This window comes from Gordonia sp. McavH-238-E, from assembly GCF_022348225.1.
Classification (GTDB): domain Bacteria; phylum Actinomycetota; class Actinomycetes; order Mycobacteriales; family Mycobacteriaceae; genus Gordonia; species Gordonia terrae.
The window spans coordinates 1-17,426 of the sequence record NZ_JAKRFE010000031.1; the positions used below are offsets into that span (position 1 = coordinate 1).

Sequence of the window (17,426 nt, forward strand, 5' to 3'; positions counted from 1 at the left end):
ATCTCGTCGCGCTTCACATGCCATCCGGGTGGCCCGGTCCTTGAGTTCCTCACTGTACTTGCGTGGTGCTGCCATGCTCTCCATCCTTCACAGGTTCGAGAGCCTCCGACAGACCCGGGGCGGTTCAGTGTCTTTCGATACCGACGCACCGTATGTTGACGACGCCTGAAAACTGACCCCCTGACGACGGGTGAATTTTGACCCCCCCCGTCTTGTTAGGAGGGTGATTTCAGTGGAGCAATGGGCAGAGATCCGCCGTTTGCATCGCAGTGAGGGTGTGCCGATCAGGGAGATCGCGCGCCGGTTGGGGGTGGCCCGCAACACCGTTCGTGCGGCGTTGGCTTCGGATACCGCGCCGAAGTACTCGCGGCCGGCGACGGGCTCGGCGGTCGACGCGTTCGAACCGCAGATCCGGGCGTTGCTGCGGGAGTATCCGACGATGCCGGCGACGGTGATCGCCGAGCGGGTTGGGTGGACGAGGTCGTTGACGGTCCTCAAAGACCGGGTCCGGGCTATTCGTCCAGAGTTTCGTGGGGTAGATCCAGCCGATCGGGTGATCTATCAGCCCGGCGGCTGTTCACAGTGGGATTTGTGGTTTCCGGACTACCGAATCCCTCTGAGCCACAATCAGTTCGCCATGCTACCGGTGTTGGTGATGACGTTGGCGTTCTCCCGGTACCGGTCGGCGGTGATGATCCCGTCTCGCCAGGGCGGAGACATCCTGACGGGAATGTGGCTGCTGCTGTCGCAACTGGGCGGGGTGACCCGCAAACTGGTGTGGGACCGCGAAGCCGCGATCGGCCCCAAGGGCACACCCACCGCGTTGGCGGCCGGCTTCGTGGGCACGTTGGGTACGCGGCTGGAGCTGGCGCCACCGCGAGACCCCGAGTACAAGGGCATGGTCGAACGCAACAACCGGTTCTTCGAGAGCTCGTTCCTGCCGGGCCGCCAGTTCAGCTCACCGGCCGATTTCACCGCCCAGTTCGATCGGTGGCTGGCCGATCATGCCAACACCCGAGTGGTGCGCGCGATCGGTGATCGACGCCCGTGTGACGTGTTCGCCGAGGACCTCGAGCAGATGACCGGCCTACCTCCGACCGCACCGCATATCGGCTTGAGTAGCCGGGTGCGACTCGGTCGCGACTACTACGTACGTGTAGCCGGCAATGACTATTCGGTGCACCCGTCGGTGATCGGTCGGTTCGTCGACATCACTGCCGACCTGCAGCAGGTGCGCATCCTCTGCGGCGAGGTCACCGTCGCCGACCACGCGCGCAGCTGGGCCAACCACGTCACCATCGCCGACCCTCAGCACGTGCGAGCAGCCAAAGAACTGCGCCGCGATTACCGCCGCCAAGACCTCGCCAACCGGGCCCGAAACGCCGCCCGCATCCGCGCCCACCCTGATGGCCACGAGGTGCCGATCCGGGCGTTACCGGACTACGACGAGCTGTTCGGGGTGAACTTTGCCACCCCGCCCCAAGCTCACCCGCCCACCACATCCACCAGCATTGAAAGGTGAAAGACTGTGTCCGACAATCAAACAGGTAAACAGATCGAGTTCGCGGCGCGGGCGTTGAAGATGCCAGCGATCCGCCGATGCTGGGCGGAATTGGCCGAGCGGGCCCGCACCGACAACTGGACCCACGAGCAGTACCTCGCAGCGATTCTTGACCGCCAGGTCAGCGAACGCGAAGCCAACGGCACCATGCTGCGGATCAGCGGCGCGCGCTTCCCTGCGGTCAAAACACTCGAGGACTTCAACTTCGACCACCTTCCAGGACTGCGTCGTGATGTGATCGCCCACCTGGCCACCAGCACCTGGATCGCCAAGAGCGACAACGTGATCCTTCTCGGACCACCCGGGGTGGGAAAAACCCACCTCGCGATCGCGCTCGGGATCAAAGCCGCACACAACGCCTACCCCGTGCTCTTCGACACCGCCACCGGATGGGCCACCCGCCTGACCGAGGCACACACCACCGGCCGCCTGGCCGCCGAACTCAAACGGCTCCGCCGCTACCGACTGATCATCATCGACGAGATCGGCTACCTCCCATTCGACTCCGACACCGCCAACCTGTTCTTCCAACTCATTGCCAGTCGCTACGAACAAGGCTCGATTCTGATCACCTCGAACATGCCATTCGGCCGTTGGGGCGAAGTCTTCGCCGACGACGTCGTCGCCGCCGCACTCATCGACCGCCTCGTCCATCACGCCGAGGTCATCGCTATCGACGGCGACTCCTACCGCACCAAAGCCCGACGAGAACTCGTCAACACCGACCAGTAACCACACCAAAGGGGGTCAAAATTCAACCGTCGATAAGGGGTCAGTTTTCAGCCGCCGTTGACACCGTAGACATCGGCGAAATGCGCTGAGATCTCGCCGGTTGTGAGGCCTTTGGCATACAGCGACAGCACTACCCGATCCACATCGGTGACGCGACGTTTGCTCTTACCGACAATTACCGGGTCGAAGGTGGCGTTGCGGTCGCGGGGCACCTCGATGGGCACCTGCCCGCACGCGTCGGTCAGGACCCGTTTCGTGCGCGTGCCGTTGCGTGAATTGCCGGTGTTGCGGCCGGCCACGTCATGTTTGTCATAGCCAAGATGTTCGGTCATCTCTTCATCGAGCGCGGCTTCGAGCACGCTCTTGGTCAGCGCTTTGAGCAGCCCGTCAGGACCGGTCAGAGCCACTCCCTGAGCGCGTGAGCTACGTACCAGATCGCTCACCAAAGCCTGCTCGGCCTTCGAGAGCTCACGCACCGCATCCGCGGTGGTGACATCGTGTTCCTGACCGGTCTGAACCGGCCCTGCCACCGGGGCATCCACGCCCCCGATTGTGTCGGTCATCGTCGTGATTCCTCCTGCCCCACGCCGGGGGCGATCAAAACCACTTACACCGAATCAGCGACAGTCCCCAACGCCGCGACGGGCCCTCCTGCGAGTTCTACCAGCGTCAACGACGCGAGGGGCGCTCGCACGTGGGTCGGGTGTGGTGCCGCGGCCGACCGTCGAGCGGGTGTCAGTCGATGAGGTGGGCGCGATGGCTGGATGACTGGCGGGGCCGGTCAGATCTCGGCACGTGCGTGCGTACTAGCGGGACGCTGGATGCGTGTCGGTTCGGGTACTCGGCCACCAGCTTGCTCTGCCGACAAGTGTGGCGATGGTCGGCACGACGATGGTGCGGACGATGAAGGTGTCGAGCAGCAGGCCGATGCCGATGATGAGTCCGACCTGGGTCATGATCGAGATGGATCCGGCCATGAGTCCGAACATGCTGGCAGCGAAGATGAGGCCGGCCGAGGTGATGACTGATCCGGTGTTGGTGACGGTTCTCAGGACGCCGATGCGGATGTTGTTTTGGGATTCTTCGCGTAGGCGAGAGATGAGAAGCATGTTGTAGTCGGCGCCGACCGCGACGAGGACTATGAAGGCCAGTAGTGGTACGGGCCAGGCGATGTCGGTTTTGAGGATGTGTTGAAAGATCAGGACGCCGATACCCAGTGCCGCGGTGTAGTTGAGTATGACGGTGCCCAGAAGGTATAGCGGCGCGATGAGTGCTCGGAGTAGGAGTATCAGGATCAGGCCGACGATGGTGAGGGTGGCCAACGCTAGGAGTCGGAAGTCTTCGGTGAGTAGACGTTGCAGATCGGCGTTGATGGCGGGGAACCCGGCTGTCGCGATGTTGGAGTCCTGCAGGGTTGTGTTCGGTCTGGCGGCGAGTGCGACATCGGTGATTGTGTCGGCCAGTTGCATGGCCTCGGTGCTGTAGGGGTCGAAGCTGGTTTGTATTGCGTAGCGCACGGTATGGCCGTCGGGCGAGACGAACTGGCGAGCGACGTCGACGAAACGGCGGTCTGCGTTGGCCTGAGGTGGGAGGTAGAAGCCGGTTGCTGAGTTTGTTCCGGCGGTCTCGCGGGCGGAGGTTTGTAGTTGTGTGGCTAGCGCGGCCATCCCGGCGAGTTGTTGAAGGTTGCTGTCGATCAGCGCGGATACACCGGCGGCGAGTTGGCGTGATCCCGCCGCGAGTTGACTGATACCTGTTTGCAGTTGGGTGAGCTTGCCGGGAAGGTCTTGGCTGCTGATGCTTCCCAGCGTGGAGCCCAGTGAGTTGACGGTGGAAGTGAGTTGGTCGGTGACTGTTGAGATCGGTGTATCCAGCTGCGCGAGTTGTGTTGACAGCGTGGCGATCTGGTCGAGGGTCCCGTTGCTCAGTAGGGCGTCGAGATTGCGGGTCTGCGCGCGCAGAGCTGCGCACTGCGGGACTTGGGTGCACCAGGGCGCATTATCGAGGATGGGCAGGATCGAGGTCACTGTTGCCAGGGCTGCAGATGTTTGGCGGGTGAGCGCGGCCAGCTGTGGGGCATTCTGAGAAGCGCGATCGAGCGCTGGTGCAGATGCGGCGAGTTGGCGTAGTAGTGGCTGGTACTGCTGAATTTGCTGCCCGGCTGTGCTTGCCTGATCGAGGATGCCGGCCAGGGGGGCCAAGTTGGTGCGTACCTGGGTGTCGAGCTGAGTAAGCCCGTCGGCGAGTTGGAATGCGCCTGTACGGAGCTGTTCGAGGTCACCGCGGCGGTTCTGGCCATCGTCGACCGCACCCGCCAGCCGGTTCCCGATCTGGCCGTTCTGCCAGGACAGCTCGGCTTGCTCGAGCTTGTCCCCGGTGGGACGGGTAACGCCGATGACTCGAGTCACTCCGGGGATCTGGGATACACGTGAGGCCATTTGCTCAAGATCGGCCAGCCCGCTGGCAGTACGGAGATCGATCGGTGCATCTACGACGAGGAACTCGGTGATAGTGACGTCTTGAGGGAAATGACGGTCGAGCAACGCGTAGCCTTCGTTGCTGTCGGTTGTCGCGGGTTGCCCCTCACGATCGTCGAAGGTGATCTGGATGCCCGTCGCGAAGACGCTAAGCACGATTAGCCCGACCAGGGTTAGTGCCAGCAGCGGCACAGGACGCCGCACGACGAGCACGGCGACGCGATTCCAGTACTTTCGGGTCAGATCTCGCCTGGGTGCGCCCCAGCCGAATCGTGCCGCCCACAGCAACACCGGTGGTAGCAGGGTGACCGTGGCGAGGAATCCGATGAGGATGGCGATCGCGCATGCCGGACCCAAGGTGGAGAACACGCTCAGCTGACCAAAGACCATCGCCAAAAAGGCCAGCGCCACCGTGGCAGCTGAAGCCAGGATGACCCGTCCGATAGTTGCTGTCGCGTCCACGAGCGCAACCTCGGTGGTGGCGTCCTGGCGTAGCCGTTCGTGATAGCGACTGATGAAGAAGACTGAGTAGTCGACCCCGGCTCCGAGCAGGATGACGGTCATGAACGCGACGGTGAACTGCGATACCGGCATACCGAGTTCGCCGAGTGCGGACAAGATGCCACGGCCCACGCCGAGGCTGACACCGATCACCAACAACGGCACCAGCGCGGTGAACAGCGATCGGTAAACGATCAACAGAATGATCGCGATAAGCGCCACCGTCGCCAGAGTGATCACGACTAAATCGCTTTCAGCACTGACGATCTGGTCACTGAAAGTGGCTGTCGGCCCGGTGACATGGACAGTGGTGCCCGTACCGTCAAACACGCGCTGCGCGGTTTGGCGCACGGTCTCCACAGCATGCGTGGCCGTTGGCCCTCCCAATGTTCCGGTGACCCCGACAGGCAGGTACCAGGCTTGCCCGTCCTCACTCAAGGCTTGGCCGGCCGTCGTCGGATCGGAAAGCAAATCCCGCACTGACTGCACATCGTCGAAATTTTCGCGCAGCTGCAGAACGAGCATGTCGTAGCGTTCCCGCGCCACGTCGGTGAACCCGTTCGGGTTCTCCATGGTCACGAAAACAGTGGTCTTGGCGCCCTTCTCACCGAACGCACCACCCATCTGATCGAGTGCTTGAAACGATGGAACCCCAGCAGGGATCGGATCAACAGACTGCTGCCGCACCACCGTCTCCAGCTGGGGAAACAGAATCGCCAAGACGATACCCACAGCCACCCACGCCCCGATGACGAGGAATCTGTGCGCCAAGGTGAACCGTGCCAACCGCCCCAATGTCGTGCTGTACTCGCTGCGTTCCGCCAACCGGCGCGCCGCCAAGCGCCCACCACTTGGACGTTGGACCACCATATGCAGCACCTCACCCTCGACCCAGCCCGTCTACGAAACCGACGGTATCGTTACGGTACTAGCAGTACCGTAGATGGGGAAGGAGGTCAGGAGGTTTGGTGTCGCCGGTGGGCCATGAGGAAATCGTCGACAAGCTGTTCGAGATCGCCAACGGTCATCGACCGAATGCCCGTGAGCTTGGCAAAGATCAGCGGGCCCGCGAGCTGGGTGACAGCCATGGTCAAATCGAAGTTGTCGAGCTCAGCCGTGGCCACGTCACTCGTCAAAACTCGATCGAATGGTTCTCGATACTGCTCGACGACTCGACGACGCAGTGGCGCGAGCGCGTTCTGATCCCCGTCGGATTGCCCGGATTGCCGGGGCTGCTCGGGAAGCATTGCCAACCATGCCAGCGTCGTCAACTGCAGCGGTGCATGCTCAATAAGCTCAGCCTGCCGCTGCATCAGCTTCAGCAGGTCATCACGGATCGACGTCGTCGTCTCGGGGGTCTCGGCCTGAGGCAACAATCGCTCGAAGGCAGCCGCCACCAGATCTGTGGAGCTCTCGAAGTGACGATACAAGGTGGTGCGAGCAACACGAGACAGTCGAGTGACCGCCTCCACGGTAACGGCTTCGACCCCGCCACTGTTCAGCAAGGTCACCGCAGCATCCAACAAACGCTGACGCGACCGAACCCGCCTCGGGTCAACATCGTCGAAATCGATGGTTTCCACCCTGGCCACTCCCTACGAAACCAAATCAAGAACCTCTGACTGCACACCAATACCGTCGGTAACAGAACGAAACTGCCAGTGGCGGTACCGATGGAAGGCTCGAGGGGGGCCTTATGAGTGCCGCCACGACTGTGGCACTGTCGTCAACAGTACCGTCTGTAGCGCTCCGCTACTAAGATGAGCGGCGACCAAGGATGATCCCCCATGACAGCCAGCAGTCAGGATTGTGAAATGCGCTCCGTTTGTGTGAGCAGTTCTGCCGCGTGCGTGACACAGGGCGGACCACCCGTACGAAGGGGATCAGACGGCGTCGAGGCGAGTGGCGAATCCAGGGTCGCCTAAGGGCCTGTCCCTATGGAATCGAACGCCTACTGTGGCTGCAGCGCCGTCTATGATCCCCCACGAGGTCTGGCACAGGTGCGCGGCAAACATGTCCCTGCTCATTCCATTCTGCCGACCGTGATCGATCCACCACTGGGTCGCTGATAGGCCAGCCCCCAGAATGGAGGCTACTGCTACGGCGACGGGGGACTCCTCGGCATCGACCTCTCGGAGGCCACGAGCGAACTCGTCGGAAATAATCTCCATTGCCGATCTCAGCTGATCTGCGGCCCCACCCTCGCCGGACTCAGAGTACTGGAACATGTGGTTCGTCATGAGGAAACGGACGACCGCTGGATGTTCATCAACCAAGGATACGTATGCGGACACCGCTGAACGGAAAAGTTCGTCGACGGTGCTGTCTGCCTGTCCGGAGAGCAGAGTTGACTGCGCTGACTCCCACATCATAGAACCCAGACGGGCTGCCACGGCGGAGTAGAGCCCAGCCCTGTCACCGAAATGGCGGTAGAGCTTAGGCTTCGACGCACCAGCCTCTTCCGCAAAATCGTCCATGCTCACGGCATCGCCGAACTTTTCGATCGCGCGTATCGCTGCATCGACGAGTTCAGCTTTGACGACGGCGCGGTGGTCGTCCCAGCGCGTGCTTCGAGCGTCGCGCACACGTCGCTGCACTTTCACCGGGGCCGCGGAGATGCGACGGACTACAGACATGACCTCCTACGTTATCAGGATGGCTGACTTGTCGCGCCAGTGACGCACTAGCCAGTGAACATGGGTTGGGTCGACGAGACCCGCGTCAGGCGGATTTGTCTAATCTGGCCACGGCTGAATTGAAGTCTTCGACGGCCTCTAGGTTGGACATGTGACCGACTTTGTCAAGAAGAGTGAATTCAAATAGAACGCCCTTCCGACCCAGGCGCGCTGCGAGATCCACTGAATGGGTCGCTGGGGTCAGTCTGTCGGCATCACCTACGATGACCGTCGCCGGCACCTCCAGCGAGTCAACCCCCTTACTGACGTCGATTGTCGCCAACACTGAACCCCACATCCCGCGCACCTGTGGTGGGCATCGCAACACGATGTCGGCGCACTCGTCGACTACCTCGGCAGTCGCGCCCGGGCCCAGGGTTCCGTAACGAATCAGGCGGCGAGACAAACGCGTCCCCTGCATCTCGGGTCCGGCGACTGCAAGACTGGCCGCGAAGGCCCGCTCAAGTCTCGGTCGTAGCTGTCGGGGAACCTTGAGCAATGTAGACCGATCCACCAACTGTGATGGCCCGGTGCTTGCCAGTACTACTCCGCGGGCCAGCTCCGAAACCGAGGCGGGGTACTCAGCCGCCCAACTCATGATGGACATGCCTCCCATGCTGTGTCCGACCACGACAGCCTTGTCGGCGGGAGTCGCCACTGCCCGGACTACGGCCTCCATATCATCGGCCAAGAGCTTCGCCGAGAACGGTACCCGGCCCCGGTCGCTCAACCCGTGTCCGCGTTGGTCGTAGACCACCACCCGATGCGTCGCCGCGAACTGCTCGACCTGCGGACGCCAGAAACGTCCCTGACAAGCCCAGCCGTGACTAAAGACTAGGAGCGGAGCATCCCGGCCCGGACCGAATTCCTGAGCGAACAACTTGGTCCCGTCGGAGGAAAGGACCTCGAGGTCACGCGATCCTCGCGACGCACTCGCAAACTCAGAGGTCATCGAAGCTCACCGTGACAGAATCCGTCAGCGGAAGTGCCTGGCATGCGAGCCGTTCACCGTCGGCAACATCACCCTCAACGAGGATGTGGTTCTGGGCCATTTCTACATCACCCTCGACCAGCTTGCATACACACGCGCTGCAGGCTCCTTCTCGGCAGGAGTACGGGGCATTGTGGCCTTGGGCCAGTAGCACGTCGAGCAACGGCGTGTTGCGCGGCCACTCAGTCGTGATGGACTGCCCATTCAGATAGACCGTAGCGGTCGCCACACCGTCGTCGTCACCAAGCTGACGCATCGTGGCTGTATCGAACGGATCCCCGGTCAGTGACTGGAAGACTTCTCGATGTACCGAGGAGTGCTCGACACCGCAGGCCTCCGCCGACTTCTGCACCAGATCCATGAACGGCGCCGGACCACAGGTGAAGATCTGTGCACCGCGGTGCTCACGTATGGCGGACTCGACATTCTGAGGCGTCGGAATACCCATAGCCGACTCCAACCAATGGAAGACGGTGAAACGCTCAGGAAACTCGGAGACGATCTGCGTCAGTTGCCCCCCGTACATGATCGACTCGGCATCGCGGTTCGCGTAGAATAGTGTGACCTCGCCCCCGCCGCACACAAGTGCCGACTTAATCAGCGAAAAGACCGGAGTGATCCCACTTCCTCCTGCGAAGAATAGAAAATCAACGTCGAGATTCTTCGCCGTGAAATGCCCTGACGGCGGGAGGACGGTCAATTCCATTCCCGTAATCGCGTTATCGCACAGCCAGTTCGATGCGTAACCGTTCTCGGTCCGCTTGATGCCGATCTCGAGACGGAAGTCGTCGACGTGAGGCGAGCTGCTCAATGAGTAGCACCGTGCGACATGACCGGTCCGATCAGATGGGATCTTGACGGTGATGAATTGCCCTGGGGTATGCTTGAATTCCTCGACCATGGCGTCGGGGATTTCGAACGAAATGGTAACGGAGTCTTTCGTTTCCTGGATCACTTCCGAGACGGTTAAGGTGCGTGAGCGGGCCGCCGCGGCAGCCGGACGTGAATCGGGTTCGACGGTCACTTGAGGATCCCCTGTCTACGTGCGACCGCGTAACCCGCTCGTGTCAGTGGCGCCGCGATGTCCTGGTAGCGGGGACCGATCACCCGTGCCACGAAGTCGAAACCGCGGGCGTCCGCACCGATCAGCACTCGCGCTCTCTTCTTGTCCATACCTTTGAGGATTGTCGCCGCTGCTTTATCCGGGGTGCTTCGTGCGATCCTGTCGAACAGCGAGGCGACAGTCGCGGTGTCTGCCCCCATGGCGGAAACGCCTCGGGCATTGTTGACGATGTTGGTTTTTACACCCCCCGGGTGCACACATGTCACTGTGACCGGGTATCGACTGATTTTCATCTCCTGTCGGAGCGCCTCGGTGAAGCCTCTGACGCCGAATTTCGCGGCATTATAGGCGCTTTGGCTGGGGATTCCGATCAAGCCGAAGACGCTCGACGTGTTAATGAGATGTCCGTCCCCGGACGCGATCAGGTGAGGCAGAAACGCCTTCGACCCGTTAACGACTCCGCCAAAGTTGATGCCCATGAGCCAGTCGAAGTCTTCCCAGCTCATGTCGACCACGTCAACGCCCAAGGCCACGCCGGCGTTGTTGAACACCATGTCGACGTGGCCCGACTCTGACCGCACTCCGTCGGCATAGTCCTGAAAAGCAGCGCGGTCCGCAACGTCTAGTACGGCGGCGGTTACCGTTGCCCCATGCGTGGTGCGGCAAAGTTCTGCAGTCTCCTTCAAGTGCATCTCATCAATGTCGGACAGTGCCAGTGCGGCACCTCGCTCCGCCAACTGGAGTGCCAGAGACCGACCGATCCCTGACGCGGCACCGGTGATCACTGCCACCTTGCCGGTATAGTCATGCCGATTAGAACTGCTCACCGTCGTCCCACCATCTCTTCGAATCGTGTCTCTCCGTGCGTTCGGGCTCAGGCGATGTCGTACTCGGCGGGCTCGAAATCTTTCGTGGCGCGCCAGTACTGCCATGTGAAGCCCGGCCACACGGTCCGGTTGACGCCCTGCGAGTCGAGATACCAACTCGTGCAGCCGCCGTTGGTCCACACTCCCTTGGCCAGCTTCCGCTGGATGTCGGTGTTGAACTGTTCTTGCACGGACGGGCGTACGTCAACCTTCTCAGCGCCTCGGCTTTCTACTGTGTCGATGGCCTTCATGATGTATTTGATCTGTTGCTCGATCATGAACACCACTGAGTTGTGGCCGAGGCCCGTGTTGGGTCCGAGGAGGAAAAACAGGTTGGGAAAACCCTCGGTCGTGATGCCCAGGTGCGTGTTAATCCCCGTCTGATGCCAGTGGGACGGGAGATCCTCGCCAGTGGCACCTTTCAGGGCGAGCTGATCGAAACCATCAGTCACGTGAAAACCGGTCGCATAAATTATAACGTCCACGAGATGCTCGACACCGTCTGAAGAAATGATGGAATCAGCGGTCACCTTCTCAATCCGATCGCTGATGACAGTGGTGTTAGGTGCCGCAAGCGCCGGGTAATAGTCGTTTGACCCCAGAATCCGCTTACAGCCGATACGATACGACGGGGTCAGTTTCTTGCGCAATGCCGGATCAGAGATGGAGCGTTCAATGTTCCACCGAGCGACCTTTTCAATTGGCCGCATGAGGTTAGAGTGACCGTTGAGGCCGAAGGCCAGGCTCTCCGCACCCCAGTACACCGACCACCTGGCGATACGACGTGCAATCGGGAGTTTACTCAGAAGAGTCCGCAGGGCCGGCGGAACGGAGAAATTCTTGCGGGGTAGGACCCAGGCAGGGGTTCGCTGGAAGACCTTGAGGGACATGGCCTCCTTCTGCACGAAAGGTACAAACTGGATAGCGCTGGCACCAGTGCCGATCACGGCGACACGCTTGCCCTCCAGATCCACCGAATGATCCCACTGTGCGGAGTGAAACGCTTCGCCTTTAAAGTCCTCAATCCCCGAAATTTCGGGAAAATTGGGGATATGCAGCGCACCGACTCCTGACACCACGAACTGAGCAATGTACTCACGTCCGGACTCAGTACGCAGGTGCCACCGCGACTCCGACTCGCTCCAGTATCCAGAAACCAACTTCTGACCGAAATGAATCTTTTGTGTCACGCCACGCTTATCCGCGACATCCTGTAGATACCGCTCAATTTCTGGCTGTGACGACCACACCTTCGACCAGCTACCTCGACTCTCGAATGAGTACGAGTACATCAGCGACGGAACGTCACATGCACAGCCCGGATAGGTATTGTCGCGCCAGGTCCCACCGACGGAGCTTGCCTTCTCCAGAATCAGAAAATCGCTATACCCGCGACGTCTAAGCTGCGCGGCCATCCCGAGGCCAGAGAACCCGCTTCCAATAATCAGAATCTTGGTCGAAATCGGGTCGTTGGTTGAATCCGTCTTGGCGGTTGCGCGCGAGGCGCGCCGGGTAGTCGATGATGCCATGTTTATGCTTTCTCCCTCGTAGGTTGGATCGCACAACACATCACCTGCGCACAGTGGCGGCAGGTGATCTGTTGAGGCGGAAGTGATCGCGAAGCCATCGAGAATGCTCCGCACAGGTCTAACTGATGTCGATCACGACGGCTCGGCCGCGTGAACGGAGATCAGCGAAGATCGTCGGGAAGGCTCCGCGTCGCACGCCACATGGCCATTGTGAACTTGCCTTCCAACATTCCCGCCTCATGGAAGAACCGAATCATGGGCTCCGACATAAATTGCAGGTTGGTCCGATAGTTTGGGCTGGTCTGCTGCGCCCACACGCCACGCCAGCGACTAATTCCCACTGCGGGGTACACTTTCGGATTAATGAGCAGCGGGTACGCCAGGTTCGCGATGACGGCAAGCACCCCTCGGTGCCAAGCGCGCGTCGCCTTACGACGACGCTGCATGCCTTCGATCATCTCCAGTCGCGCAAAGGTAATGTGACGGGCTTCCTCAAGGACGTGGATCTTCATGAGCTGGCGAAGCTGAGGCTGCATACTGGGGTCGTTCATCGCCTCGCGCTGGGCGCGGTCCAGGATTTCCTCGATCAACAGCGTAGCTCCAGACACCGACGGCCCGAGAGGGACGAAATGCAGGATCTTCGCGAAGCTCAAGAAGCCCTTAGGAAGCTTGTAGGGGGGCACGCCCGTCTTGTTGATGAGGCGCGCGAACATAGTGGAATGGCGGGACTCATCGCCGATCTCTGTCAACGCGTATAGAGACTTCTGATCGGTTAAAGCCCCCTTCGCCGACATGCGCAGAAGCGCTGAACTCAACAGATTCTCTGCGTAGATGCCGAAACTGAGGATGCTCACGATCTCATGGCGCCCCAACTCGCGACGCTGCTCCTCAGTCATCTTGTCCCACAGCCTGGTGCCGTATAGCGACACTCGATGCTCTGGCAGAAAGCACTTGCCTTCCTCCCAGGGCGACTCCCAGTCGATGTCGATCTCCGCGTCGTAGAACTTCTCCGCGGAAGACCGCAGCAATCGACCCGCAGATCGTTCCATGTCGACGGGCTTACGCCCGTTCACCCGAGCCATGCCCTCCTTCGAAAAGTCGGGGTTCATCTGGACATCCTGCACGGTCATGTCTTCTCCTCGGTCGTTCAAGGCTGGGAGTCGGGGCCTGGCGCCCAGTACCCATTACTCATAGTATCTGGTACTGCTAGTATCCACGAACTGCGATATTTGTCAACGCTCAGTGCGAAGAAGGTAGGACTGCATGTCTGACGACCATGACCTCGACTACTCCGGCGAAGGAACCCTGGTGTGCCGCGGGGCGGAGATCCATGTCGAAGCGAAGATCAAAGGCTATTTCCAGCCGCTGAACGGCCTGTACACCTGGTATGGCCGGATTCAGAAGAATGATGAGCTCGACGGGCTCCTGAAAGGCGCCCGCGCGATCGCTGTATTTACGACCCCCGAGGGCCGAGCGGAGTGTGTCGTCGGGGATCCCGACTTCTGGGGCCGATACCGCATCTCAGGCAAGAGCACTCCGCCATACCACCTGCCCACCACTCTCGAGGAAGTCGAGAACATGGTCGAGCACCACCACAAGTGACAACCATCCACCGCCGCACGGACATTCGCGAAACGGGTCCGCACGATTGGGTCGCCCACTTCAGGTCGAGAGGATATTGCACATGGTGAGTTCGTCTCCCATTCGAACCCGCCCGTCGAGAGGGGGCGAGAAACTCGGCGAGTACAGTCCGACCCTTGAGCGGGTTGCATGGTTTACCCTCCGCCGCAAGGGAATTGTGACGCTGGTCTGGCTCGGCGCCGCCATCGGCTTAGGCCTTCTCTTTCCTCAACTGGAGTCAGTGATACGGGAACAATCTGTGGATCCGATCCCGGCCGGAGTCCCGTCTTTTCAGACCTTGGACCGTATGGGTGCATCTTTCGACGAGCGCGGCGCCAAGACCACAGTATTCGTTGTGATGGAGAACAGTGCAGGCCTGTCCGACAACACCCGCGATCGATATCACGTGCTTGTCGACACCCTGCGGGCGGACGACAGGCACGTCATCGCTGTCCGGGACCTGCTGAGCGATCCCCTCACCGCAAGTCAGGCTCTCAGCAAAGACAAGCAAGCCTGGTATCTGCCCGTGGGAGTGGCCGGCACACTCGGGGGACCCGATACCGCGGAGGCGGTCGCAGCGGTGCGTGAGATCGCTGAGAGTATCTTTCGTGACAGTGGGACGACAGTCCGTGTGACAGGCCCGCCCGCGACCTTTAGCGACCAACTCGCCGTGGGCGAGTCGGATCTGGTCCTGATCACTGTTGCCACCGTGCTGCTGATCGCCGTGATCCTCCTGATCGTCTATCGTTCGGTCTTCACCGCGCTGATGCCGCTGCTTGTCGTGGGCATGAGCTTGGCTGTGGGTCGCGGAGTTCTATCTGGACTGGGCGAGCTGGGCATGCCGGTATCCCAGTTCACGTCAATGTTCATGACCGTCATCATCTTTGGTGCCGGAGTTGACTATTCGGTGTTCCTCATCAGCCGCTATCATGAAGGTATTCGAGCGGGTTACTCTCCTGATGTCGCTATCGCCCACGCGAATGCAACTATCGGCCGCGTGGTTCTAGCGTCGGCGGGCACTGTGGCCCTAGCGTTCCTGGCTATGGCCTTCGCCAAGCTCAGTGTGTTTAACACTTTGGGTCCGGCCTGCGCAATCGCCATAGCTTTCGCATTCTTGGCGACGGTGACATTGCTGCCCCTCGTACTCTCTTTCGCTGCCAAGAAAGGCGCCGGCCTTCCCCGCCGTGACCTGACGCGGGATTACTGGAGAAGAGTCGGAGTCATGGTTATCCGGCGGCCGGTCCCTCTGCTCGCGATCAGTGTGGTCGTGTTGATCGGCCTCGCCATGGTCGCCGCAACAATTCAGATCACCTACGACGATCGCGAGGGGCAGCCACCTGACACAGGGAGCAACGAAGGATACGCGCTTCTCAACCGCCACTTCCCGAAAGACATCATCATCTCAGAATTCTTGGTGGTGGAGTCCGAGAACGACATGCGCACGGCTCAAGGCCTTGCCGACCTCGACCAGCTAGCCTCCCGCGTCGCGCAGATTCCCGGCGTGACCAGGGTCATTGGCGTGACGCGGCCGACCGGTGAGAAGCTAGAGCAGGCGCAATTATCTTGGCAGAATGATCAGATCGGTACCAAGATCACCGAGGAGACCGGTGATGGACAGGCCCGCAAGGGTGATCTGGCCGTCCTGAAGACGGGGTCAGAGCAGCTCGCCGGAGGCCTGGCACTGTTAGAAGACCAGATATCCTCCAACCTCGCTCCGCTGTCGGGGTTGCTCGACGAGGTGTCGTCATTTGGCCCGCAGCTCGACGAGTATCGGCCGCTTGTGAACCAACTGGCGAACGCTGCCCCAAGGCTTAGACAGTTTTCCAAGCAAGCGCCCGAGCTGTCTCAACTCGCACGTCGGGCCCAGTCTGCGGCAGATGCGGTCGCGCCGGCGTTGTCCGCGTTAGACAATCCGTGGTGCCAGCAGATCGCGCAGTGCTCGGCACTGCGCGCGCAAATGGCCGACATCCGGGCACTCGCGGATGATCAGTCGCTTGGGAGGGTGGCTGACTTTGCCGCGCAGCTCGGCCGCGTGAGTGCGCCAGGCTCGACCAACATTGCACAGCTGCAGCGTTCTCTTCAAACGCTGGATTCTGCACTACAAGCCATCGGCGGACAGGACCTCGGGAACAGGCTCTCGCAACTCGAATCCGGCGTCGGCGCACTTGCCGACGGCGCGCGTCAGTTGTCGAACGGAGTCGGTGCTCTGGTGGACAGCAACCTTCAGCTACTCAGTGGACTGGCACAGGTCGCCGCACAGCTTCGGGCTCCCGCACGGGAGGTCGGCGATTCTGACTCGGCAACCGGCTTCTATCTCCCCGCGGATGCGTTCAAGGACCAGCAGTTCAGTCAGGTCGCTCGACAGTTCATCTCGTCCGACGGGAAAACCGTGCGCTATGCGGTACAGACCGCCTACGACCCATACTCTGCCGATGCAATGACGCTGGCGAACGAGCTGTCCAGCGTCGCCGAGAACGCGATGCCGAACACCACTCTGGAGGGCGGACGTGCTTCTGTTGCGGGCTTTCCTGCGATCAATGCCGACGTCCAGCGACTGTTGTCGTACGATTTCAAACTGCTCGGCATAGCCACCCTTCTCATCGTGGGTCTGATCCTGATGCTGCTGTTGCGGGCCGTCGTTGCACCTGTCTATCTCCTTGCAACCGTCGTCTTGAACTACATGGCGGCTCTCGGTATTGGTGTGCTCGTACTTCAACACATCCTCGGTGCCGGGATCGCCTGGCCCGTGCCACTGGTGTCGTTCATTGTCTTGGTGGCGGTGGGCGCCGACTACAACATGCTGCTGGTGTCACGGCTGAGAGAGGAAACGAGGTGGAGCGTGCGGGTCGGCGTAATGCGTACCGTCGCTTACACCGGGTCGGTCATCACCTCGGCTGGCTTGATATTCGCGGCCAGCATGTTTGGGCTGATGGTCGGGTCCATCGATGTGATGGTGCAAATCGGGTTCATCATCGGTGTCGGTTTGCTGCTCGACACGTTCCTGGTGCGGACCTTAGTAGTCCCGGCGCTAGCGGTGCTGCTGGGCACTGCGAGCTGGTGGCCGGGTGACATCGACCGTTTCCGGCTCGCCCCTTGACCATCGCAAAAGTCACGCGGACGGACCCATGGGGATCTGACAAGCGTCGGTCGCTGAATATCCCGACCATTCCGTCAACAGGTAGGAGGGGCATAAGCATGACGCAGCACCGTCGCCCGTGATAGATGAGTTGCGTCCTAATTCAAACGCTAGCTGCACTGACCTTGGTACGCGGCTGGCTGGTGGTTGAACCGCCCCGGGTCTGTCGGAGGCTCTCGAACCTGTGAAGGATGGAGAGCATGGCAGCACCACGCAAGTACAGTGAGGAACTCAAGGACCGGGCCACCCGGATGGCATGTGAAGCGCGACGAGAT

12 protein-coding genes and 1 pseudogene are annotated in these 17,426 nt (G+C 60.8%); 4 read left to right on the plus strand and 9 right to left on the minus strand.

The window, feature by feature from the left end:
* Window positions 1-223: 223 nt before the first annotated feature.
* Both istA and istB read left to right on the plus strand, forming a co-directional pair.
* The gene (istA, locus tag MHN80_RS25230; RefSeq protein ID WP_165629285.1) at window positions 224-1,522 is read left to right on the plus strand and encodes an IS21 family transposase; all 1,299 of its coding nucleotides are present in this window, start codon (window positions 224-226) and stop codon (window positions 1,520-1,522) included.
* A gap of 6 nt (window positions 1,523-1,528) precedes the next feature.
* Window positions 1,529-2,293, plus strand: coding sequence for an IS21-like element helper ATPase IstB (istB, locus tag MHN80_RS25235; protein ID WP_004021756.1), 765 nt, complete (start codon window positions 1,529-1,531; stop codon window positions 2,291-2,293).
* A 56-nt stretch (window positions 2,294-2,349) separates the two neighbouring features.
* On the opposite strand, the pseudogene MHN80_RS25240 reads toward istB, so the two are convergent.
* The 9 genes and pseudogenes from MHN80_RS25240 to MHN80_RS25280 form a co-directional block, all read right to left on the minus strand.
* A pseudogene (locus tag MHN80_RS25240) lies at window positions 2,350-2,856 on the minus strand (transposase); the annotation flags it as partial.
* A gap of 243 nt (window positions 2,857-3,099) precedes the next feature.
* On the minus strand, window positions 3,100-6,141 hold the full coding sequence (locus tag MHN80_RS25245) for an RND family transporter (protein WP_033206569.1): 3,042 nt from the start codon (window positions 6,139-6,141) through the stop codon (window positions 3,100-3,102).
* Window positions 6,142-6,227: 86 nt separating this feature from the next.
* Window positions 6,228-6,854, minus strand: coding sequence for a TetR/AcrR family transcriptional regulator (locus MHN80_RS25250; protein WP_004021759.1), 627 nt, complete (start codon window positions 6,852-6,854; stop codon window positions 6,228-6,230).
* A 300-nt stretch (window positions 6,855-7,154) separates the two neighbouring features.
* Window positions 7,155-7,907 (minus strand): TetR/AcrR family transcriptional regulator, encoded by a 753-nt coding sequence (locus MHN80_RS25255; protein ID WP_004021760.1) that lies wholly within the window; start codon window positions 7,905-7,907, stop codon window positions 7,155-7,157.
* Between the two features lie 85 nt (window positions 7,908-7,992).
* Window positions 7,993-8,898 (minus strand): alpha/beta fold hydrolase, encoded by a 906-nt coding sequence (locus tag MHN80_RS25260; RefSeq protein WP_004021761.1) that lies wholly within the window; start codon window positions 8,896-8,898, stop codon window positions 7,993-7,995.
* Complete coding sequence (locus MHN80_RS25265) at window positions 8,888-9,961, minus strand: ferredoxin--NADP reductase (protein ID WP_004021762.1); 1,074 nt, start codon at window positions 9,959-9,961, stop codon at window positions 8,888-8,890. Before MHN80_RS25265 ends, MHN80_RS25260 begins: the two co-directional genes overlap by 11 nt.
* Complete coding sequence (locus tag MHN80_RS25270; RefSeq protein ID WP_004021763.1) at window positions 9,958-10,827, minus strand: SDR family oxidoreductase; 870 nt, start codon at window positions 10,825-10,827, stop codon at window positions 9,958-9,960. Before MHN80_RS25270 ends, MHN80_RS25265 begins: the two co-directional genes overlap by 4 nt.
* Window positions 10,828-10,874: 47 nt before the next feature.
* The gene (locus MHN80_RS25275) at window positions 10,875-12,395 is read right to left on the minus strand and encodes an NAD(P)/FAD-dependent oxidoreductase (protein WP_004021764.1); all 1,521 of its coding nucleotides are present in this window, start codon (window positions 12,393-12,395) and stop codon (window positions 10,875-10,877) included.
* A 161-nt stretch (window positions 12,396-12,556) separates the two neighbouring features.
* Window positions 12,557-13,525: a diiron oxygenase gene (locus tag MHN80_RS25280; protein ID WP_004021765.1), complete on the minus strand. Its 969-nt coding sequence runs from the start codon at window positions 13,523-13,525 to the stop codon at window positions 12,557-12,559.
* A gap of 133 nt (window positions 13,526-13,658) precedes the next feature.
* Here MHN80_RS25280 and MHN80_RS25285 point away from each other — a divergent pair, with 133 nt between their 5' ends.
* The gene (locus MHN80_RS25285; RefSeq protein WP_004021766.1) at window positions 13,659-13,997 is read left to right on the plus strand and encodes a DUF4873 domain-containing protein; all 339 of its coding nucleotides are present in this window, start codon (window positions 13,659-13,661) and stop codon (window positions 13,995-13,997) included.
* Between the two features lie 82 nt (window positions 13,998-14,079).
* Entirely contained in the window at window positions 14,080-17,112 is a 3,033-nt protein-coding gene (locus MHN80_RS25290) for an RND family transporter (protein ID WP_014928953.1), read from the plus strand.
* Window positions 17,113-17,426 lie beyond the last annotated feature (314 nt).